General features: G+C 59.2%; 15 protein-coding genes and 8 pseudogenes. 9 read left to right on the top strand and 14 right to left on the bottom strand.

Annotated elements, in window-relative coordinates; translation table 11 throughout:
* Window positions 1–100 precede the first annotated feature (100 nt).
* From IVB19_RS38570 to nifT, 7 genes are all read right to left on the bottom strand, one after another.
* Entirely contained in the window at window positions 101–319 is a 219-nt protein-coding gene (locus IVB19_RS38570) for a hypothetical protein (RefSeq protein ID WP_247822285.1), read from the bottom strand.
* 549 nt (window positions 320–868) lie between these two features.
* Window positions 869–1,138, bottom strand: a complete 270-nt coding sequence (locus tag IVB19_RS38565) for a DUF6129 family protein (protein ID WP_247822284.1) — start codon at window positions 1,136–1,138, stop codon at window positions 869–871.
* A 31-nt stretch (window positions 1,139–1,169) separates the two neighbouring features.
* Entirely contained in the window at window positions 1,170–1,523 is a 354-nt protein-coding gene (locus tag IVB19_RS38560) for a DUF3024 domain-containing protein (RefSeq protein ID WP_247822283.1), read from the bottom strand.
* Window positions 1,524–1,538: 15 nt separating this feature from the next.
* Window positions 1,539–1,778: a nitrogen fixation protein NifZ gene (locus IVB19_RS38555; RefSeq protein ID WP_247822282.1), complete on the bottom strand. Its 240-nt coding sequence runs from the start codon at window positions 1,776–1,778 to the stop codon at window positions 1,539–1,541.
* Entirely contained in the window at window positions 1,775–2,089 is a 315-nt protein-coding gene (locus IVB19_RS38550; protein ID WP_247822281.1) for a nitrogen fixation protein NifZ, read from the bottom strand. The genes IVB19_RS38555 and IVB19_RS38550 overlap by 4 nt, the downstream gene beginning before the upstream one ends.
* On the bottom strand, window positions 2,086–3,279 hold the full coding sequence (locus tag IVB19_RS38545; protein WP_247822299.1) for a hypothetical protein: 1,194 nt from the start codon (window positions 3,277–3,279) through the stop codon (window positions 2,086–2,088). The genes IVB19_RS38550 and IVB19_RS38545 overlap by 4 nt, the downstream gene beginning before the upstream one ends.
* Window positions 3,280–4,403: 1,124 nt before the next feature.
* Window positions 4,404–4,607, bottom strand: a complete 204-nt coding sequence (gene nifT / locus IVB19_RS38540; RefSeq protein WP_247822280.1) for a putative nitrogen fixation protein NifT — start codon at window positions 4,605–4,607, stop codon at window positions 4,404–4,406.
* Window positions 4,608–4,892: 285 nt separating this feature from the next.
* On the opposite strand from nifT, the pseudogene groEL reads away from it, so the two are divergent.
* Window positions 4,893–5,137, top strand: a pseudogene (groEL, locus tag IVB19_RS38535) (chaperonin GroEL); the annotation flags it as partial.
* Window positions 5,138–5,213: 76 nt separating this feature from the next.
* Here the strand turns inward: groEL and IVB19_RS38530 are convergent.
* Window positions 5,214–5,622, bottom strand: a pseudogene (locus IVB19_RS38530) (hypothetical protein).
* A gap of 1,295 nt (window positions 5,623–6,917) precedes the next feature.
* Between IVB19_RS38530 and IVB19_RS40970 the strand changes: the two are divergent.
* From IVB19_RS40970 to groL, 5 genes and pseudogenes are all read left to right on the top strand, one after another.
* Window positions 6,918–7,935, top strand: a pseudogene (locus IVB19_RS40970) (aldehyde dehydrogenase family protein); the annotation flags it as partial.
* Between the two features lie 228 nt (window positions 7,936–8,163).
* Window positions 8,164–8,669 (top strand): annotated as a pseudogene (locus tag IVB19_RS40965) (MFS transporter); the annotation flags it as partial.
* Window positions 8,670–8,785: 116 nt separating this feature from the next.
* Window positions 8,786–9,270, top strand: a pseudogene (locus tag IVB19_RS38505) (transposase); the annotation flags it as partial.
* 751 nt (window positions 9,271–10,021) lie between these two features.
* Entirely contained in the window at window positions 10,022–10,336 is a 315-nt protein-coding gene (locus tag IVB19_RS38500; RefSeq protein ID WP_247282145.1) for a co-chaperone GroES, read from the top strand.
* A gap of 84 nt (window positions 10,337–10,420) precedes the next feature.
* Window positions 10,421–12,060: pseudogene (gene groL / locus IVB19_RS38495) on the top strand (chaperonin GroEL).
* 435 nt (window positions 12,061–12,495) lie between these two features.
* On the opposite strand, the gene IVB19_RS38490 reads toward groL, so the two are convergent.
* On the bottom strand, window positions 12,496–12,873 hold the full coding sequence (locus IVB19_RS38490) for a hypothetical protein (RefSeq protein WP_247822277.1): 378 nt from the start codon (window positions 12,871–12,873) through the stop codon (window positions 12,496–12,498).
* A 558-nt stretch (window positions 12,874–13,431) separates the two neighbouring features.
* On the bottom strand, window positions 13,432–13,833 hold the full coding sequence (locus tag IVB19_RS38485) for a hypothetical protein (protein WP_247822276.1): 402 nt from the start codon (window positions 13,831–13,833) through the stop codon (window positions 13,432–13,434).
* Window positions 13,834–15,176: 1,343 nt separating this feature from the next.
* Here IVB19_RS38485 and IVB19_RS40960 point away from each other — a divergent pair.
* Window positions 15,177–15,259, top strand: a pseudogene (locus IVB19_RS40960) (ABC transporter); the annotation flags it as partial.
* A 1,014-nt stretch (window positions 15,260–16,273) separates the two neighbouring features.
* On the opposite strand, the gene IVB19_RS40955 reads toward IVB19_RS40960, so the two are convergent.
* The 4 genes and pseudogenes from IVB19_RS40955 to nifB form a co-directional block, all read right to left on the bottom strand.
* Window positions 16,274–16,531, bottom strand: coding sequence for a DegT/DnrJ/EryC1/StrS family aminotransferase (locus tag IVB19_RS40955; RefSeq protein ID WP_524536801.1), 258 nt, complete (start codon window positions 16,529–16,531; stop codon window positions 16,274–16,276).
* 200 nt (window positions 16,532–16,731) lie between these two features.
* The gene (locus IVB19_RS38470) at window positions 16,732–17,001 is read right to left on the bottom strand and encodes a DUF6129 family protein (RefSeq protein ID WP_247822275.1); all 270 of its coding nucleotides are present in this window, start codon (window positions 16,999–17,001) and stop codon (window positions 16,732–16,734) included.
* A 32-nt stretch (window positions 17,002–17,033) separates the two neighbouring features.
* Window positions 17,034–17,396: a DUF3024 domain-containing protein gene (locus tag IVB19_RS38465; RefSeq protein ID WP_247822298.1), complete on the bottom strand. Its 363-nt coding sequence runs from the start codon at window positions 17,394–17,396 to the stop codon at window positions 17,034–17,036.
* 252 nt (window positions 17,397–17,648) lie between these two features.
* Window positions 17,649–19,134, bottom strand: a pseudogene (gene nifB, locus IVB19_RS38455) (nitrogenase cofactor biosynthesis protein NifB).
* Window positions 19,135–19,605: 471 nt separating this feature from the next.
* On the opposite strand from nifB, the gene IVB19_RS38450 reads away from it, so the two are divergent.
* Together IVB19_RS38450 and IVB19_RS38445 are read left to right on the top strand one after the other, a co-directional pair.
* Complete coding sequence (locus IVB19_RS38450; protein ID WP_247822274.1) at window positions 19,606–20,319, top strand: transposase; 714 nt, start codon at window positions 19,606–19,608, stop codon at window positions 20,317–20,319.
* Window positions 20,320–20,919: 600 nt separating this feature from the next.
* Entirely contained in the window at window positions 20,920–21,390 is a 471-nt protein-coding gene (locus IVB19_RS38445) for a hypothetical protein (RefSeq protein WP_247822273.1), read from the top strand.
* The last annotated feature ends 32 nt before the right edge of the window (window positions 21,391–21,422 follow it).

The raw sequence follows: 21,422 nt of genomic DNA, 5'->3' as shown, positions 1-21,422 counted from the left end.
AGACTGTACGCCCTGGCGCCACCCCGTCGATCGGATCGGCTGGACAGGCTGCGAACACCTCAATCTCCTGGCTTGCCACGATATCGATGAATCTCTTCGCTCATGCCAGCGTCACAGCTTGTTGCTTGAAGGTATCAACTGCCGCCCGGCTCAGCCGAAAGACGCCACGACCACGGGGCAGTGAGCGATAGGCAGAGTCGGCTCGGGCCTTGAGAACATCAAACCATTGGTCCGGCGTAAGCCTCGCCGGGCGCTCGCTGATCTGGATCACCCTGCCATTCGGGGCGAAGCGGACGTGAATGATGATCTGCCGATTCATACCGTTCCTTTTCTTGCCAGGTTTAGAGACCGGTGGGCTGCTCGATTGTGACGTATTCAGTTTCGCGCCCTTTGGGGTGGACCTCGCGCAGCGACTTGAACTTCGCACCTGCATTGGTGCCGGGTGGCCCGTTCGGGTTGGCGGCGATAATCGCCTGTGTGTTAGGTCTATTCGGCATTGTCTTGAGGCACGTTTCGGACCAACATTCGCTATCGGCAAACTCCCCCGTGCGTCCGCCCGATTGACGGAATGCACGGTCTGAGAAACGAATACGAGGAGGCGATTGCCTCTTGCTCCGCTCGATACCGAGCGCCTTCAGGCCAAGCAGGAGCCCAATCGTGCGCTTGGAACCGCAATGCTATACTTGCGGCCAACATAGACGGCGAAAGCTGGTCCGAGCGTCTCAGTCGTCGACCGACTGGAAATTCTCTGCGAACACAATAGCGCTTCGACCCAGAGAGACGGCAACAATGATATCAGGGTCCGAGAGCGGAATTGCATTCACCTCCTCCGCGTCATCGAGGCGATTCTCTGCGGGTCCAGTGCCGATCACCGCCCAACATCCCTTCTAGCCAGCACCAATCCAGTCGCTCGCGCCTGGTCGGCCGTAATCTGCATGCAGTGGTCAGATCCATCGATGAGATGCAAGTCAAACTGCGGAAGACGCCGGAATGGCTGCCGCGACACGTCCGACGCATCACATCGAACGAAGGTGAGCTGCGGAAAGCGGCGCCTTAGGTCAGCAACGGCGCCAGTGTCTGTGTTAGCTGTCGCAAGCAGGCGTTCGATTTCGATCAATTGTTCTGTGGCGAGCGCCATTGCGACTCCTTATGATTGTTGCCAATGAGCATCATTGCCAGAACAGCCGCTCGGGATCCGTGTTCAATTCGTCGATCGCCGACGCGAGCCGGTGGAAAATGCCGTAGATTTTCCAGCTTCCTCGCGCATGATTCTTGAAGAACAGTTTCCAGATCCCGCTCACGGCATCGTAATGAAACAGCGCGACATCGATCTGACCGCCATCGTTGTCGATACTGCGCGAGCAGCAGGGACTCCCAATGAGATAGCCATCCTTTACCGGCGTCACACTCGGCGAGACATAGCGATAGTGCTTGCGGGAGATCAAAGCACGTTCGATTCGCTGGCGATCTAGCTCGTTCGGATGCGGGATCAGCCCGACCGGCACCTCTTTCGACACTCTCATCGCGAGAGCATCCCCTCAAAGAACTGTGATCTCTTCTTCAAGACAACCACCGACCAGCCGCTCGCCAAACTCTACAAGATAAACCGGCACGCTCGCTTCGATATGCATCGCGACCCGGACGATCTCGCCGATAGCACCGGCGCCGACCAGGATCCCATCAGTAGGGGCGGTGGCAACTGACTCGTCATTGATGAGATTGACTCCGGTTTTCACGCGCTGGCCCGATCGATATTTTGGAACGCGCGGCTCTGTCATGACACAGCCACTTCCGACAATGGCAGATCATCCACGCCCTCGTCGACCCGTTCGACCTCTTTGCGCCTCATGCCAAGGCGGTAGCCACTTTCAAGAAATTCGAACCCGTAGATATAGAGTTTCTGCACGAACGTGCCGATGGAAACGACATTACCCACGTCGCCCTTCTTGGCCAGAATGTCGCCGATCTCCTTGCCGCGAAAGGTGCCGTCATTGCGAATGGTACCGCTGGCCCTCACCTTTTCACCGAAGCTGAACGCGGGCGGCCCGCTTAGCTGGACCACATCACTGTCGCAAACGATCATGTTCATGCACCGCCCCCTCGCCAACCTGCAGGGCGCAAGGAGACGCGAGCAGAGGTGCTCTTCTGCAGCATATTGTCCTCGTCTGCCATGAGACATGCCGACTCGTCATCCGCGATGCGACTCGCCAAGCCGTAGCGGGCATGCCGTTCAGGTTCGCGGTTCAGAGCGGTTACCAAATGAGGTGAAAGCCGCTGCGCGAACTCGAGGTGCACGGAGGTGTCGGGGTCGTTCACCGTCGCAACCAGCCGCATACGTCGTGCCACCATGCGGCGGAACTCAATCGCCTCATCATTCATCACCCAGCCAAGCCGGCGCGGCGCGATGCGCTGCGTCCCGACCCGACAGACGCGATAGAATGCAGAACTTTGCCACCTCCGACCTCTTAGCCCAGCGAGTCTGTAGAAGTGGAACCGGTAGAGCTCGATCGGGGGCAGCGGCCAGCGCCTCTGCTGCGAGCAGATGTTTTCGGCCACTCCGCCAGATGATAGAAGATCCCGATCTGCCGTTGCTGATCCTCGGCTTCGGGTAGCAGACCTTCGTCGAGCCGCGTGTGTGCGACCAATGCTCCCTTGCTGCCTGATAGTGGAATGACTGGGTCCAGGTTCATGGGCAGCTTTCCTCCTCTGACAGGTGGCCCCTTCGACATTGCAAGGCGACGCGCCTGGCTCGGCGAAGAACAGGCCCGTCAGCACAGCGACGTGGGTCAAATCGATGACAGCGCTGCTTAGTGGGCGCCCGGCATCGAGGCGCAACCTTGGGCCGTTGCGCTCCGTGACTTTCTTGGGGGAGCCGGGGCGCCGCCTACGCACCGATATACCGAGCACAGTCAGCTGTGGAATCGCGAGCAGCTTTCCCGCCGCCTGCTCAGGAATGAGCTTGTCACTAGCAACACCCGGACGCGATTCTTTGGCGCAGTCGTACTTACGATTGCAGTAGTTGCATTGAATATTGCAAGCCGGCGCGACCGCGACATGGATGCGAGCGTAATGATGATGAACTTTTTCGCTATAGCCGGGATGAGGCCTCACTTTGTCCCAGATCTCGGACGGCAGATCGCCTGGGGCAGCCTGTGACCCATAGCTCCCTTTGCCATTCTTCGAAGAGCTCCGGGAACCCTTATAATCGGCGATGACCCGCATCCCGCCGCTATGCTCGGCATCTTTGTGATTTTTTCCGCGTCCGGCAACCGCGTTCATGTTCAATTCTCTATCAAGTGTGCCCATGGCGACCAGCCTGAGCGGCCACAGCGAGAGTTAGCAACTCGCGTGCCATCTCGGATGGCGATGGCATTCCCGCCCTGTGAATGAGTTAGCTAGACGTGATCCGCACAGTTTTGCACGCGTCAGCGACAGTTCACACGTCGCAAATGCGACAGACGTCGCAATTGTGACGGAGATGGCCGTTGGGTTCTCATTGAGCTCGCGTGAAATCTCCCAACGCACCCGTCGCTTGCGATGCGACCTCTTCCTACTAGCGGGCCGCGGCGAGAAGCCCACTTTGCGCCGCTACTTGGCGCTCAACATCTCTATGGCCTGCGGGAGCCATATCGCGACGTGTCCGGTGTTGCTCGACCAGAAAGCAGAGCTCGTTTCGTGAGAGTGCTTGCGGATCGACGATCCCGTAGTGACGTCAGCCGAGCGTTTAGTGATCTGCCGCGCATAAATAGCAAAAGCCGATCATTGAAGGGACAGCCGAACAAGAGGAAGCTCCGTCCGTTCTGCCTTTCCTTGATGAGGTCGGGAACTGGTCTCTGGATGCCGATTTCAGTCAGAACCTCAACATAATCCAGCGTCAGTAATTAGAACGCTCTTGACCGGCAGCACGCTGCCGTGCGGCTTGCGCAGCACAGTAGGCCAATGGCCGCCGAGGCATGATCAACCTCTTGGCCCGCCGGATCGTAGATTGGATACCAGCAATCGACGTGGATGCCGGAGCGCGCGATACCTTGCACTTCACGCCATCGGTCGCGTGTACCGGAGAGCCGTCCGCATCAGGCCGTCGTACTAAGAGTCGACTATCACAGGCAGTGGTAAGGATGCTTGATGATGATGCAGTGGTGTCGGCTCCGCCGGCGCGCGAACGCCTGGACCATCAATGCCGTCACGGTGGAGCGATGTGCGACGCTCTCGACATCCCAGACGTTGCCTAGGCCTGGCGCGATAGCGCAACTTCGCTGGAGAAGGCAGAAGGCCTCCTGCGTCGTTGGCATATCTGGTCCGATCAACTCGGGAGGTCAGGTCCGAGATACGGAACAATGCTGAGCTCTCATCCTCACCCCAGATCAGTACGAATCGCCTTCGCGTCGGCTGCGTTGACAAACTCAATCCGCGGGAGGGCCTTCATCGGTCCGCCCTGTCTTCCCTCGCGTTATGGCATTGATTGTGATCGGGAGCGGCGTCTCGCTCGCCATCTCGGGCAGATCGAGCATCCAGCTGCTGGCCATTCTGATCCCAACGACCCAGAGCGTTTCATATTCGGATTCCACGGTCGGCTCTTCGAGATCTTTCTTGCGAAAGGCCCGCATCAAGAGAGCGGCGACTCAAGAGTTCATGAGCTGAACTTTCTGGACCGCGATGCATACTTGGGTGGTTTAGCATGCTCCCGCGAGTTGGCGCGCAGGTGAGCCACAAGTTTGACAATACGGAGACGACCTGGTCGACCTCTTGGAGGGGTGTCTCACGCGGCAGGGACAAGCGCACCGCGCCGTGCAGGACATGCGATGGCGCGATTGAGCAGGATCCGCAGGCTGATCCGAGCGAAGCGGCAATGCCGGCACGATTGAGATCGTGGAGAACTGCGTCTCTTTCGCCAAGCGATCTCGGAAGATCTCGGCGTCAAACTGGAGAACGTCGCGCTCAACATGCTCGGTCGCACCAAGAAGGGTGATGATCGACAAGGAGAACACCTCGATCGTCAATGGCGCCGGCAAGAAGGCCGACATCGGGTCGGGCGGCCCAGATGAAGGCTCAGACCGAGGAGACCACCCCGGACTACGACCTTGAGAGGCATCAGGAGCGTCTGGCGATGGTGGGCGGCGTCGCGGTGATCCGCGTTGCGGCGCGACCAACGGCATCGAAAATTCTCCTTCGGCAACCTATCGTCGGGCGTCGCGTTGATCGCCTAGTGCGGTTTAAGAGTGCGGTGCGCACGTTCGGCTCTTAGAGGACCGGCGCCGCCCCAGTGGTTCAGGCTCGTGCCGACGTAGTTCGACAGAATGGGATCGTGTCGGCACTCGCGATGGCAGCTCACGAGCTCTCGTGTCCTCTGGCTGGACTTGGGGCGTGCTAGGGCGCAGCTCCATCACTTCGAGCACCGCTCGTCCCTTGTCAATGATGCGCCACCCTCCATTCACACGCTCGACGAGCCGTTGCGAAACAAGATCGAGGTCGGGCACGCGGGCGCCCATTCTCTTGGTGCGCGCCGCCCAATCGGGACCGCTCGTGGCCAAAACTGGCCATGTCTCCCTTGAGCTCCGGCATGGATGCGAACCCGTCCGGGTAGCTCACAAGGATGTTCAACACCGTGACCTGGAAATTCACATGAGCACTATCGGTTGTCCGCACCTACCGCCACATTGTTGGCGCAGAGCGAAGAGCTTCCATGCCGACCTGCCTAAGGCGGTCCGCCGTGATCTCACCTGTCTTGGCGCCATCCAAGATCTTGGAAGCGACATGGGCCCGAGTGCCCGTTTCGCTGCGAGGCAGACTCTCGCAAACCTGCTCAAGAACAGCACGCAAAAGCCCTGTAGTCGTTGCGTCCAACACTTGGCGACTCCGCCAGGAGCAAACAATGGTAGCACGGGAGCAAGCTGTAACTTTAAAATGAACTATTTAGCTGATTCCAGAATATGAACTTCACCACAGTTGCCGTTGTTCGTTGATCGCCCGAGACGTCGCGGCGGCGTCCTCCTCACAAGGATAGCTGTGATGCTCTTGCTCAGCCACGTCCGTGCCGAGGAATCACCTCCGTGATGGAATTCGGCCCCGGAGGGCTCTTTTTGACGATTTTCATCGCGATGGCTTGTCCTCGCCGCGCAACATCGAGTCATTCTCGTGGCCACGCATCTTCAGCATCAATATGCGCGCTGAGGCTGATTGAGCTTGCTCGCCCGATGCTCAACTGCGCGCACGGCCATTCGTAACTTGGCTTGACGCCTCAATTCTCGTCGAAGCCAAGGTTTCGTTGGGCCGAGACCACGTTGTGGAAGCCTGCTGCGTAGAGATTGATGCCAGAGCGTAGGGAGGGCTGCAATTCGCCCGTATTCCAAGAAGGTCTGTGACAACGATATGGCATGATCTTTGAATTCGTTGCTGGCATTCGACTCACGTTGCGCCACGCTCCCGTAGAGCATGGCGACACTGCAGATTGCGCCTGTGACAATGACCGTTGAAATCCCCGGCACTGCCAGCTGTTCGCGTAGCCCAACGCGGAATCCGCGACGCAGTGATGATGTCCAACGAATTCGCGATCGCAACTTTGCGCATTTTGCCCGTCAAATGACTTGTCCGGACGCGCCCAACGAACAGTACGCAAGTTCGAATATTCTCGCGAGAAGCGGGCTTCCAGATAGCAATTGCTGCGAAGTTGTCGAGATCTGCGCATAACAACTGCAAGATATCGCTACGAACGCCTCCAATCCTCCCAGGTAAATGAGTATCCGATACCCGCTTGCACGATCTGACGACGTTTCGTGCAAGATTGGAGTTCCCGGTGAGTTCATTTACTTGCCGAGCTCCTATTCAGTGCCCTTCGGGGCGTTTCCTCCCTGACTCGGCCGCGCGGTATCTCGCGCGGCCTTTTTTTTCGCGATCGACGAAGACCTGATTGCTCGGATTTGAAGACCTCCAGAAGCAACGCAACGACCCCGAAGGCCGCAGCACAACCCACGCACGGCTCGTCCATCCTTCGCTGGCGTCTGAAGGACCCGTCACTCCGGCGGGAGACCTGCTACATTGTTGGCGCCTGAGTCGGCTCACCTCGCCTTTCGGAAAAAACAACCTGCCGATCGGCGTTTAGCTCGCCAAACTGCCGCAGCTCTCGGCCAACGGCTGCACGAGAGCCGTGAAGGCTGCTGAACGAGCGCTCCCTGCACGGGCTAAGCTCACAGCCAAGCAACGTTCCAACATCCTGCGCAAATGGTACGAATTAATCGCGAGGATCTCGTGCTAGTCCTGACCTCCGAGCAGAGGAAACCGCTCTCTGAGGCGCTAGGCGAACTCGATATCGGCGGCGCCTATGTCGAGTTCTACGCCGAAGGGACGCGCCGCATCTATGCCGAAACGATTCCCTCGCGGTGCCCGGATGCAAGGCTGCTTGCGATCTGGCCACCAATTGCCGTCTGTGGCGCAGCCATCACGCCGTGGAACTTCCCCGACTCGATGATCACCCGCAAGGTAGGGCCGGCGCTCGCCGCAGGCTGCAGTTGGTGCTGAAGCCAGTCAGTGAGACGCCGGTCTCGGCGCTAGCGCTCGCAGCCCTCGCTGAGAAGGCCCGCGTGCCCAAGGGTGTCTTCAACGTCATCACCGAAGATTCGCGACCGATCGGCGGGTTTTGTGCGAGCACGCGGCCGTGCGCTTTGTCGGCTTCACCGGCTCGACCGAGGTCGGCAAGATCCTGTACCGTCGCGCCTGCATCGGCCTGAAGAAGCTCGGCCTCGAGCTGGCGCCTTTCGTGGTGTTCGATGACCCGATATCGATGCCGCCATCGTCTCCAAATACCGCAACAGGGGCCAGACCTGCGTCTGCGCCAATCGCCTCTACGCACAGGCAGACGTCTATGAGGAATTCGTGCAGAAGCTCTCGACCAAGGTCGCGGCGATAAAGATCCGCGAGGCTGTGGTTCGTGCCTGCACACTGTCCATGAGCGGCGCGATCGCGGCGGCTGTGCTGAGTCACAATTCGGTCTTGACAGCCGCAGCTCTGGGTTTGGCGGGCGCCGTTTGGACTTGAACGCTGTTCAACATTGGCGTGTAGCTCTCTGCCCCCTGAGTTGCGCGCCAATCCGTTGCGGCTTGGTAGGCTGCGTTCTCTGGGGGCCTCGCAGTTGGCAATTGGGGCTGGGGTCGCCTAGCCGACGCCGTCGGTGTCGACATCACGCTGCTCGTCCCTGCCGGACTGATGCTGCTCTTGCCGTTGCTTGGGTGCTGGCTGCGCATGCCGGCCATCACCGAGCGCGGGGAGGGCGCCGAGATGCTTGCCGATCCTAAGGTGCGGCTCCCGCCGGCCTACCGGAGCGGCCCACTGGTGGTTGAGCTTGAATGTCGGGTGGCCTTGGAGAATGCTCGAGCCTTCCACAAGTCATGCAGGATGTGCCGCTCTACCGGCAACGCAACGGCCGCCTATGGTTGGTCAGTTGCGCGTGATATCGCCGGCCCCGAGCTGTGACCGAGCGCTATCACTGCCCGACATGGCTCGATTATTTGCGCCAACGCAACCGCTGGACGCGCTCGGAGCGCGCATTAGACGACAAGGCCATGGCGTTCCATATCGGCCCTGAGCCCGTGTGTGTCCGCCGTATGCTGGAGCGCCCGTTTGGATCGGTTCGCTGGAAGGAAGATGTGCCCGACCGCGCCGCAAGTGAGCTCTAGCTACTCGCCAAAGCGGCGCAGCACTAGCAATCGTCACCGTCCATTGCCGCCCGGCGCGTTGACGCCCTTGCGCTTTGTTCGTTTCCGTCAACGAGCTCGATAGAGAACTTGTACCTCCGAGCTGTGCCGGTACGGCCGCGGACCTCGCCCGGACGCGGCGCCCGTCCGACTGGAAGCGCCTGTCGGCGGGAGCCGGAACCAAGGGACCGCGGCTGCACGACTGGTGTTATCTCGAATTGGCCGACCTCGAGGCCGAGCAGTTCAACAGCGCAAATGATGGTTTATGGACGCGTGGTCTACTGATCCGTCGTCGCATCGCCGATGATGACCTCGCCTTCTTCACCACCTGGTGCCCAGCGGGAACATCAATTGAAACGCTGGTCGCGGTCGAAGGCCATCGATGGGGATCGAGGACAGCTTTCAAATCGCGAAAAACGAGTTCGGGCTGGATCACAACGAGAGCATATCCTGGCGTGGCTGGCACCGTCATGTGTCCTTGGTGATGCTCGCCTTCGCCATGATGGCCGCGATCCGACATCGCGCTAATCCGCCACCGCCCCAAAAAACGAAACCTCGCCACCCGGCAAAAGCCAAAGCATAACCACGCCGCCGCTGATCCGTTGGTCAATCCAGGAAATCCGCCGCATTGCCATCAGACTTGCTCGAAAAAGCGTATTCAACCCGCACGCATCATCGCATGGTCTTTCTGGCGCAGAGCTCATCAGGCTGCCGCTCAACGCGCTCATGTCAAATCAAAAAGACAACTGTAATGCTACGAGCCCACCGATCAGCGTATTGATCGTTCAGAAAAGGTATATGAGGTGGTACCCGGCCGCGAAGGGAAGAAAGACGCAGGCGATAAGCCGCCACACAGGGACCGGCTCGATGCGTGCTACAAGCGTTCTTTGCGTCGCAAGCCCCTTCTGCACGCTTCTGCCGTTTTGGCCATTGCGCTCAACAGAACGAGTTGGACAGAAAGTTCAGATTGCTCCCGCCCTTCCTCGGCGGCAGCGCTCGGCTCGAATCCCCCTCTACGCCGGGGGCGGACGAACCCTCCTGAACCACTTCTTCTACAGTTCGCCTCTGTGACACACTGCCGCCAGTTTCACAGGCGCGCCAGCTTGCCCTTCCGAGCGGATCAATCGTCGCCTGGATCAATAGCTGGCTAGGCCGCGCCCTGCGCTCGACCTGGTGGACCAAAACCTTGAAGCGCTATTGGCCGAGCAGGCGGGCGTCCTGCTGCTGGGATGACTGCATGGCGCGCCGTAACGGTGAGGTGATAGTGCGCATGAGGGTCACTATCTCCCCAACGCAATAAATCTTCAACTGGTGTAAATACTTAGGAGATCTGCATGGAATTCCGTCCACTTCACGACCGCGTCGTGGTCAAGCGCATTGACGCAGAAGAAAAGACCGCTGGCGGCATCATCATTCCCGACACTGCCAAGGAGAAGCCTTCGCAAGGTGAAGTCATCGCCGTCGGCCCCGGCGGCCGCGACGAGAGCGGCAAGCTGATCCCGATCGACGTCCTGGTCGGCGACCGCGTCCTGTTCGGCAAGTGGTCCGGCACCGAGGTCAAGATCGACAACGTCGACCTGCTGATCATGAAAGAGAGCGACATCCTGGGCGTTCTCACGGACGCGTCCGCCAAGAAGAAGGCCGCCTAAACCATCGCTCGCACCGCTCATCCTGAGGAGCGCCTGCTGGGCGTCGCCAAGGGTGAGACTAAGTAAACATTCAGGAAAACTCACATGTCAGCTAAAGACGTCAAGTTCGGCGTCGATGCCCGCGACCGCATGTTGCGCGGCGTCGAAATTCTCACAACGCGGTGAAGGTCACGCTCGGTCCGAAGGGCCGCAACGTCGTCCTCGACAAGTCGTTCGGCGCACCGCGCATCACCAAGGACGGCGTCACCGTCGCCAAGGAGATCGAGCTCGAGGACAAGTTCGAGAACATGGGCGCGCAGATGGTCCGCGAAGTCGCCTCCAAGTCCGCCGATGCAGCCGGCGACGGCACCACCACCGCAACCGTGCTCGCGGCTGCGATCGTGCGCGAAGGCGCCAAGTCGGTTGCCGCCGGCATGAACCCGATGGATCTGAAGCGCGGTATCGACCTCGCGGTCGAAGCCGTCGTTGCGGACCTCGTCAAGAACTCCAAGAAGGTCACCTCGAACGACGAGATCGCCCAGGTCGGCACCATCTCGGCCAACGGTGACGCGGAGATCGGCAAGTTCCTCGCCGACGCCATGAAGAAGGTCGGCAACGAGGGTGTCATCACCGTCGAGGAAGCCAAGTCGCTCGAGACCGAGCTCGACGTCGTCGAGGGCATGCAGTTCGACCGCGGCTACATCTCGCCCTACTTCGTCACCAACGCCGACAAGATGCGCGTTGAGATGGACGACGCCTACATCCTCATCAACGAGAAGAAGCTCTCCTCGCTGAATGAGTTGCTGCCGCTGCTCGAGGCCGTGGTGCAGACCGGCAAGCCGCTGGTCATCGTCGCCGAGGACGTCGAAGGCGAAGCGCTTGCCACCCTGGTCGTGAACCGTCTCCGTGGCGGCCTGAAGGTTGCGGCCGTCAAGGCTCCGGGCTTCGGCGATCGCCGCAAGGCCATGCTGCAGGACATCGCGATCCTGACCGGCGGTCAGGCGATCTCGGAAGATCTCGGCATCAAGCTCGAGAACGTCACGCTCAACATGCTCGGTCGCGCCAAGAAGGTGATGATCGACAAGGAGAACACCACGATCGTCAACGGCGCCGGCAAGAAGGCCGACATCGAGGCGCGCGTGGCTCAGATTAAGGCGCAGATCGAGGAAACCACCTCGGACTATGACCGTGAGAAGCTCCAGGAGCGTCTTGCCAAGCTCGCAGGCGGCGTCGCAGTGATCCGTGTCGGCGGCGCGACGGAGGTCGAGGTGAAGGAGCGCAAGGATCGCGTTGATGACGCGATGCATGCGACCCGCGCGGCCGTGGAAGAAGGTATTGTTCCCGGCGGCGGCGTCGCCCTGCTCCGTGCCTCCGAGCAGCTCAAGGGCCTGCGCACCAAGAACGACGACCAGAAGACCGGCGTCGAGATCGTGCGCAAGGCGCTCTCCGCGCCCGCCCGCCAGATCGCGATCAACGCCGGTGAAGACGGCTCGGTGATCATCGGCAAGGTCCTGGAGAAGGAGCAATACGCCTACGGCTTCGACTCGCAGACGAGCGAGTATGGCAACCTGGTCAGCAAGGGCATCATCGACCCGACCAAGGTGGTCCGCACCGCGATCCAGAACGCTGCCTCGGTTGCAGCTCTCTTGATCACCACGGAAGCCATGGTCGCCGAGCTGCCCAAGAAGGGCGGCGCCGGTCCGGCGATGCCCCCGGGCGGCGGCATGGGCGGCATGGACTTCTGATCCAACTCTCTCAAAATGCGATCCCCGGCAGAAAAATGCCGTGGGTCATTTTTTGCTCGCGGCTTTTTCAGTTCGTTGTTCTGATCTCGCGCTATGCCCTGCGGAAACGACGATCGGCCGTTGCTAAATGTTCCGTTTTGGTTTCTAGTCTGCTGGTAGGCATGTCACCGGTTGACAAGCGGATGATCGCCGTTTTGCACAGTCTTTCCCTGCGGCTTCAACGTCGGCGGCTTGGCAAGGCGAAAAACTGAGAACGCGCTGTCGCGGTAGCCACCCATTGGCGCTACTGACTTAAATAGCATCGGTTCGCGCGCCTATCTATCGCCGTAAACGGATGCGCGAGCTAGGTGGTGGTCCCCGGGAAGAGCGATCCTCATCTCTCCTAAGTGGGCCGATCTGTTGCACCGTCACAATCAGAAGAAGAACATCGCCAACTTAATCGAGACGGAAGATCTTTCGCCCAACCGCTACAATTTCCTGGTCGGTCGGAGGATTACTTGTCTCGACGTGCAGGGTGAGATCCGGCCTGTTCACTCTCAGGAAGTTCATCAGCTCGGTCTTCTCGGTCCCCGGCCCGATGATCAGCAGATCGGTGCAGCTACTCAGGGCCCAACCTACCCTGACGACAAACGTCGGATCGTCCTTCACGTCGGCAGAGCCAGTATTCGCTTTGCAATCACGACCCTGGGGCGCCAAATGCGCGCGTACGGCCATCGCGCTGACGCCCGTTGAGCCTATGGAGAATACCTTGGCAATGAGCTGGTCGATCCACACGACCGCGTGCGAATGAATCTGAGTTGTCTTTTTGCTCATGAATGGGTCCCATTGCCTTTCGTCATTCACCTCTCCGTCGGGGCGCAAGGCCGCACGCAAATTCCGTGCGACTGGCGGGTGCAATCATGGCTCGAGTGATGAGGCGTAAACCGCCTCGCTACGTTGATGTAGCCGGAACAGATCGCGTTGACCGCCTGCCGCAAAGCGAGTGCTGCGACTTCATCGAGCGCCACGAGCAGGCGGCCACTGACGATGCCGCTGATGTTCGCTTTATTTGGCAGCTTTAGCTTGATCGGTCCGTTGGGCGCCAAGAGCAAATACTCGCGCGATGGAGCTTATGGAGCGCATGGCGCCGGTCGCATGAACTTTGCGTTCATTATCCCTCAGCACGAAGGGTACAGCCACGGCATTGGTCGGCTCCCCACGGAAGATCTCGCGCGCTTGAACAAGCGGCTGAGCCCGCTCGAGCTCCTTCACGACGATAGGGTAGCCCGCCTGCGTCAGGGTCCCTTCTCCCCAATCTCCTGCGATGGGAACCGTGTGGCCGTCGACCCAGCTGACGGCCTGCTTTCCCGCCGGAAGACCGAAACGGGTGTGCTACGACCTTAGTGTCCCGGTCGAACTCGGACGAGCAGCGTCCTTACCGCCATCAGAAAGCGGGACGAGGCACAGCTGCCAGATGCCGCGCACATGGTTTTCGTCCCGGCAGAAATCGCTGAGACCTCGCCGCTCCAACAAAACATACGGAATCCGGTCTTTGGCGTGAAGCATGCTGAGCGCCTCCTCATAGAAGCGGCCATTGTGGGGGTCTGATTGGAGCACGCCGAGCGTCTTGTCATTCTCGGCACGGGCCCGGGCCACTGCGCGGGGCGCTTCGATTTCCTCGAGCCAAAGGAAGAGATCGTCCACCTGGGCCACAGGGGCCGACTTCTGGGGCACCGCCGTGAACGACAAACACGTCAGTGAGAGCAACACGGGGGCGAGGAGCGAGTGTTTCATGGGAGTGATCCTGGGCTGGGCTTGGCCGCCCAGCTCGCGCGACTTGCGAGCTGGCCGGAAGCGGACAGAAGACATACATCCGGTCTTGACAGCGGACATGCGGGGAACCGGGCCCGCCGGTCCGAACGATGCAAGCAGTGTGCCGCCTCAAAATTGGAGGTTCTCCAGTCTCTCGGTCGCGCGTTGACTCAAACCTGACAATACTAACTTCGAACTATTGTGATGAGTTTACGCTTCTCACCGATGGAGCAGAGGTGCCCTGCCCTGGCATTTCACAGACCCGTCCGTCACCGCGCTAGAAGCATTTATGGCGCGCCTCAGCCTGCAAACGGCACGTGTCAACAACGGCCCTCGCGCGGAGGATTTGCCGCGGTTGACGAACCCGCCGAGACGGCAGTCGTTCTCGCAATTACTCGCAATTCGCGGGGTCGATCAGAATTATTTGGCGCAAGGCGCCCTTAGGACTCCACATAGCCAATCACCTGCGCAGGTTCCCCGAGTGAGAACGAGAACTGTCTCCACGGAATCAGGCACAGGCTCTCGGCTGCGTCAAAAACGTCAGGGCAACGTCTCTTGGTGGTTCACTGCGAGCGCCGCCACCAGCGGCCGTTCGCTACTCACCGACCTCCGAGATCGGCGGCATGCCAGGGTAGGTTGGTCTTACCGGTCGGCAGCAGCGGTCGTGATCTCCCGACTCTGCGGTGGTCGACGCTGACAGGGTGCCAAGGTCGCAAGCGTCAATAATCAAAGGTCTCGAGCATGGCGCGATTCGCCTTTCGACACGCGCTTGATCACGGCAACCGTGTGTTGGCGCACGGAAGGATTTCGTTTGCGCCGGCTACAGCCCGAAAGCGGGGTGTTCGGCACCTGAATTTATCCGGCGGACCGCCAACCTTGCACCATGCTTGCATGGCATCTAGCAATTTGACGCCGGCCTGCTCCGTGGAGGGGACGCAAACATCTTTTATGCCGATCCGAGGACAATAACGGTCGCTGCCGGCCCGACACACATCGCCAATTCGATTCCGCGGCGAGCTGCAAGCTACAGGTTAACGATCCGGGATGCCCCTTCAATTTCGCACCCCCATCCAGCATCTTGAAGTATGGAGCGCAAGTGGGGATGGTTTCTCGTTTGTGATCACCTATGAGACCCCGACCGGCCCCGGCTTTCGCGCGCGTTCTTGCTATGTCGCGTCTTGGCGACCACTTGACGAGAGCCGTGCCGCTATAAACACTCGGTGGCTCGCCCTTCAGAATGTTCGCCAAGGCACACGCGGCTTGCAACACGGTGCTGGAATATCTGACGCAGGAGAACTGATGTGATCTGAGGCTGAACGCCAACTACCGATATCGGCTTCGTCTACCCGTCCCACTGGCTGCTGCCGGAGTTCTCGGCCTGGAGAACGTCATGCTGCCGCAGATGATCCACCGGCAGGTATCTCTTCCTGCGACATCTAAGCCCGCCTCCTCGCCGGCGAAGCGTGGAAGATAGATCGTCACGGTCGTGCCAACATCGACTTCCGAGTAGAACGATGGTCTGGAACTTCTGACTGCTTGCGGCGGCGACATTCTCACGTCAGCAATCGGCATGCCACGAAAGAAGATTCTGATGGATGCCGAGAATGGCAAATAGGTGCTGTGCGAGACAGCCCAGGATGTGGTTTAGCGAGGCCGTGGTGGGGTTCTCTAAATCGTTCGGCTGAAGGATTGAGAGTTGATCTGCGATAAGCTCGTTCAAGGTTGTTCGACTGCGCCAGTTGGCGATCTGTAGATGTTCGGGATGCGGTGGTGAAGAGCCATGGCTCGTCTCACAGCAAAGTTGAGTCACCGAAGCCCAGGCGCGTGTCCATTACCGGACCTGGATGCCAAACCCACTGTCAACGTCAAGGGTCGAACCGTGCCGTTGTGTTTGAATCATGATCGATCCGGGGAAAACAACGCGGGAGTGAGCAATCGTAACCCAAACTCCGGCGTGCCGGCAACACCTAGCCGAAATAGTCATCCGAAAGTCAGGATCACAACAATTGTAACCGGCAGGCCCTCGCCGATGTCTTCGATCTGCGACAGACTGTACGCCCTGGCGCGACCCGCTCGATGGCAGCGGCTGGACAGCCTGCGAACACCTCAACCTGGAGGCTAGCCAGTTTATCGAGGATCTCTTCGCTCATGCCGGCGTGACAGTTTTCTTGCTTGAAGGTGTCAACTGCGGCCCGGGTCAGCCGAAAAACGCCACGACCACGGGACAGTGGGCGACAGGCAGAGCCGGCTCGGTCCCTGAGAACATCAAACCATTGGTCGGGCGTGAGCCTCGCCGGGCGCTCGCTGATCTGGATCACCCTGCCATTCGGGGCGAAGCGGACGTGAATGATAATCTGCGGATTCATATCGTTCCCGTTTTTTTGCAGCTTTAGAGACCGGAGGCTGCTCGATTGTGACGTGATCAGTTTCGCCCTCCCCGGCGCGGACCTCGGGCGGCGACTTGAACTTCGCACTTGCATAGGTGCCGGGTGGCCCCTGGCGGTGGCGGCGATAATTGCCCGTGTGTTAGGCGTGATACGTTCTTTGGCATTGCCTTCAGCCACGTTTTGTCAACAAACACCGGCCGGTGCGTCCGCGAGATGATGGCATGGACCGTCTTGAAAAACGAACAGGAGGAGGCCATTACCTCCTGCCGCGGTTTAATACCGAGCGCCTTCAGGCCAAGCAGGAGTCCAATCGTGCCGCTTGGAACCGCAACGCTACCCTTCGGGCCGACCGCGAAAGCTCATTGGAGCGTCTCAATCGTCGACCGATTGGAAATTCGCTGAGAGTCGGCAATAATGATATTGGGATCCGAAATCGAAATTGCATTCACCGCCTCCGCGTCATCGAGGTGATTCTCTGCGGCTCCAATGCCGATCACCGCCCAACATGCCTTCCAGCCAGCACCAATCCGGTCGCGCGCGCCTGGTCGGCGGTAATCTGCATGCAGCGGTCCGATCCATCGATGAGATGCAGGTCAAACCGCGGAAGACCGCGGAATGGCTGCTCCGTCACACCGGCCGCATCACATCGAACGAAGGTAAGCTGCGGAAAGCGGCGGCTCAGGTCAGCAACGGCCCTAGTGTCACTGTTAGCTGTCGCAAGTAGGCGTTCGATTTCGATCAATTGTTCTGTGGCGAGCGCCATTGTGGCTCCTATATGACTGCTGTCAAATGAGCTCACTGCCAGAACAGCCGCTCGGGATCCGTGTTCAGTTCGTCGATCGCCGAGGCCAGCCGGTGGAAAATTCCGTAAATTTTCCAGCTTCCTCGCGCATGATCCTTGAAAAATACCTTCCAGACCCCGCTCACGACATCGTAATGAAATATCGCGACATCGATCTGACCGCCGTCGTAGTCGATTGTGCGTGAGCGGTAGGAACTCTCAATGAGATAGCCAACTTTTACCAGCGTCACACTCGGCGAGACATAGCGATAGTGCTTGCGCGAGATCAAAGCACGTTCGATCCGCTTGCGATCTAGCTCGTTCGGATGCCAGATCCGCTCGACCGGTACCTTTCTCAACCCTCTCATTGTCAGCATGAAGTTCACGAGCACACCCCTTTAGGCAAGCGCTTGGTAACGCATCACTGATGTGTGGATGATGCAGGTGTTTTCGACTGGACCGACAGCCACACACTGGGGCCCGTCAAAACAGACGATGCATTCGGTTCTTTGGTTCAATTACGAAGTTTGCAGCCTTCTCCGAGATTGCAACATTGGACATAAGGGTTCACAAGCCAAGCAACTCGCACATTGCGAGGCGATGATCTTGAATGGCATCGATACAACCTCTTACGCGACCGAGGTCAGCGGTTCTTGCCGCATCGAGGCGTCGCCGCGCTTGACGTGCCGGATCTCACCGCTTTTGATTTTATGGTGATAGCCCCTGAACCAGCCGATCGCCGATTTCTCGATGGTATCGTGCGCGTATTGATCGACCGGCTCGATCCCAGCATTGATCGGAATGTCTCTTGGGCAGCCACCAATCTTGGCCACAAATACAGCATGGCAGTCGTTGATGGCGCGGATGATGCCCGCAAGCCGATCCTCCTCGCCATATCCGCCCTGGCAGTAAACGTCGACACGACGGTGCCCGACGAGTTTGACGCCGGATGTCGAGAGTTCGTATACTTGGAACTCCCTAGCACGTCCAAAACGCTCATTAGTGAGGCCCGAGCCTTTGGTGCGACCGCGGCCAGAAGCTTGACCTCGCTCATTTCGCCAGCGAGTTCCCCTAACTCTTTCTGCCTGGTCGTGATCCTCGCCGCAGGCTCATCGTCAATCTTGGCCCGATAAGCCTTGCGCGTCTCGAGGTCATATTGAACGTCCATGGCCATGACCTTCTCTGTCGTGAACTCGCTGCTGCGATCATCTCCGAGCAGGCCGAGGGCGTCAGCGCGGCACTGGCAATGCCGCATCATCTTTATCTGATCTTCACAAGGATCCTGCAGCGCCGCCAATTCCTTCGCTGTCGGGCCTCGCTGGCCTTTGAGCCCAAATCCTGTGCCGTGCTCGGGCGCGGAGGTCAGTGGCGTACTATGCAAGAAGGCGCCGCGCGACTTCACCGCCCTATTGACCTCGATGCGGTGCTGCTCGCTAGTGCCGGGAATCATCGCTGAATTGATCTTGCACAGGATGCCCCCTTCCGTGAACATCTCGAGACCTCGCAATTGGCGAGTGGAGATTCGTTTCGCAGCTTCGATTCCGGTGTGGCGTTTGTAGTTGAAGAAACTCCAAGGATATATCCTGGCATAGATTTTCGGGATAGATCATGGTGATGGTGACGTGGTCGATTTGCAGCGGGATATCGCGTCGACATGATCAAGCAGGTCCAGCCCGTTCGTTGGTAGACACAACTTGATGTCCGGCGCCGCCCTGGCAACGAGTTCAAAAGTCTTAATGTCGTTTTCGGACTGGCCAAAGCCTCGCCGGGGCCGGCGATACCGAGCACAGTCAGCTGTGGAATTGTCGTGGCGACCGCGACCAGCTTTCTCGCCGCATGCTCAGGAGTGAGCTTCTCACCAACAACACCCGGATGCGATTCATTGGCGCAGTCGTACTTGCGATTGCAGTAGTTGCATTGGATGTTGCAATCCGGCGCCACCGCGACATGCATGCGAGCGTAATGATGATGAGCTTCTTCGCTATACCAGGGATGACTCTTAACTTGGTCGCAGATTTCGGACGGCAGATCGCCCGAGGCAGCCTGTGACCCACAGCGTCCTTTGCCATTGTTCGAAGAGCTCCGGCAATCCTTATATTCGGTGATGACCCGCATCTCGCCGCTATCCTCGGCATCTTTGACATGTTTTCCGCGTCCGGCAACAGCGTTCACATTCAATTCTTCTGGTGGCGACCAGCATGAGCGGCCCCAGAATGAGAGTCAGCAACTCGCGTGCCATCTCGGAGGCGATGGCATTCCCGCCACGTGAATGGGTCAGCTGGAAGTGATCTGCACATTTCTGGCACGCGTCAGCGACAGTTCACTCGTCGCAAATGCGACAGGCGTCGCAATTGTGACGGAGACGATCGTTGCGTTCTCATTGAGCTCGCGTGGCATCCTCCCAACCCGCACCGGTCCTTTGCGGATGCGACCTCTTCCTACTAGCATTACAGTTGCTTTGTTTGTGGGCTTCTGAATCCATGGGCAACCATGATTCGAATGTCGTGGACGCGGGCCGCGTCGGTTGAGGAGACGCTTGCGTTGTGGGCGGCGTCGCTTCGAGAGGTCAAGCAGCGGATACGTCCGTTGTTCACGCAAGAGCGTGTGGCGACGAATGCAGGCCTGTTCCTGGAAGGTCTGCTCGGAGATGAGCAGCGCAAGACCGGTTGGATGCGCGCGGAGGCGGCTGGCGATCCCGGCCCATGGCGGCAGCAGGCGATCCTGGGTCGCGGGGATTGGGACGCTGATGCCCTGCGCGATATGGTCCGGGACTATGTCATCGAGCACTTGGCGGATGACGATGCGGTGCTGGTGATACGGTCTACAGTGTTGGCGACATCGAACAGCAGCTACGTCGGGCAGGCAAAGGCTACGTGCTTGGGTCAGCAGCGCTCATGTGTTTCGATCCTGGGGCAAGCGACCGCCGGTACGGCCGCGGACCTCGCCCGGACGCGGCGCCCGTCCGACTGGAAGCGCCTGTCGGTGGGAGCCGGAACCAAGGGACCGCGGCTGCACGACTGGTGTTATCTCGAATTGGCCGACCTCGAGGCCGAGCAGTTCAACAGCGCAAATGATGGTTTATGGACGCGTGGTCTACTGATCCGTCGTCGCATCGCCGATGATGACCTCGCCTTCTTCACCACCTGGTGCCCAGCGGGAACATCAATTGAAACGCTGGTCGCGGTCGAAGGCCATCGATGGGGATCGAGGACAGCTTTCAAATCGCGAAAAACGAGTTCGGGCTGGATCACAACGAGAGCATATCCTGGCGTGGCTGGCACCGTCATGTGTCCTTGGTGATGCTCGCCTTCGCCATGATGGCCGCGATCCGACATCGCGCTAATCCGCCACCGCCCCAAAAAACGAAACCTCGCCACCCGGCAAAAGCCAAAGCATAACCACGCCGCCGCTGATCCGTTGGTCAATCCAGGAAATCCGCCGCATTGCCATCAGACTTGCTCGAAAAAGCGTATTCAACCCGCACGCATCATCGCATGGTCTTTCTGGCGCAGAGCTCATCAGGCTGCCGCTCAACGCGCTCATGTCAAATCAAAAAGACAACTGTAATGCTAGGAATCGCCTTCGCGTCGGCTGCGTTGATAAACTCAATCCGCGGGAGCACCTTCATCGGTCGTCCCTGTCTTCCTCACGCTTCCTGGCATTTGTTGTGATCGGCAAGTCCCGCTGCGATCAGGCCCAGCGGGGCGCCGGAAGCAGAATCATGTTTGCGCATGAGCGCCCCAAGTTGCGTTCCCGAATTGCAACATGGCCCTTTTCCTGCGCCGCGCGGTCAGTTCTTATCCTGATCTTGCACACAATGCCGGCTGCTGCGCCCTGAAGTTGCATTTTTTTGAGCGCCGCACAAGGCTACTCGGCCGTGTTGCGACACGGTGATCGCTATTGCTTTTGGCTCAGCAAACGGCACCTGAAGAGCGCGACATCCCGTCCGCGACGCGCGTCGTTTGGTTCCGATGTGAGGGGTTTCATAAGCGCGATATGGGTTCTGAAGTGGTTTTTGTCATGCTTGGGTCTCTGATTTTCCTCGTTGTTTTTGCAATCATCTTGGCGGCGCGCGGGCAGCACCAAGAAAGTTTCGTGTTGCGCCCGACTGCGGCCATGCCGCCCGTCAACGTTCCTTGGCAGGAAGCGCACGGAATGTGTCAGCGACATGATGATCGTTTGAAGCACTTATCTGGTCAATCAGATCCGACGGGCCATCCGCCGGCGGAGATCGTGACAGTCGAGGTTGGCTGCGCCGGCCTCGTTAGCCAGCAGTTACTCCGCGCTTGCGCGGAGGAGCTCAGCCGGTTTGTCGTGCCGACTTGGCGCAGTGGCTTAACTCCCCAGCACAAGCCAAGCTCATGGACCTAATTGGAGAGAGGTCCCTTGCTTCAGCGCGCCTC

The organism is Bradyrhizobium sp. 187 (assembly GCF_023101005.1).
Lineage (GTDB): Bacteria > Pseudomonadota > Alphaproteobacteria > Rhizobiales > Xanthobacteraceae > Bradyrhizobium > Bradyrhizobium canariense_D.
Note: the sequence above shows the minus strand (reverse complement) of the source record. Positions and strands in the feature narration are given on the sequence as shown.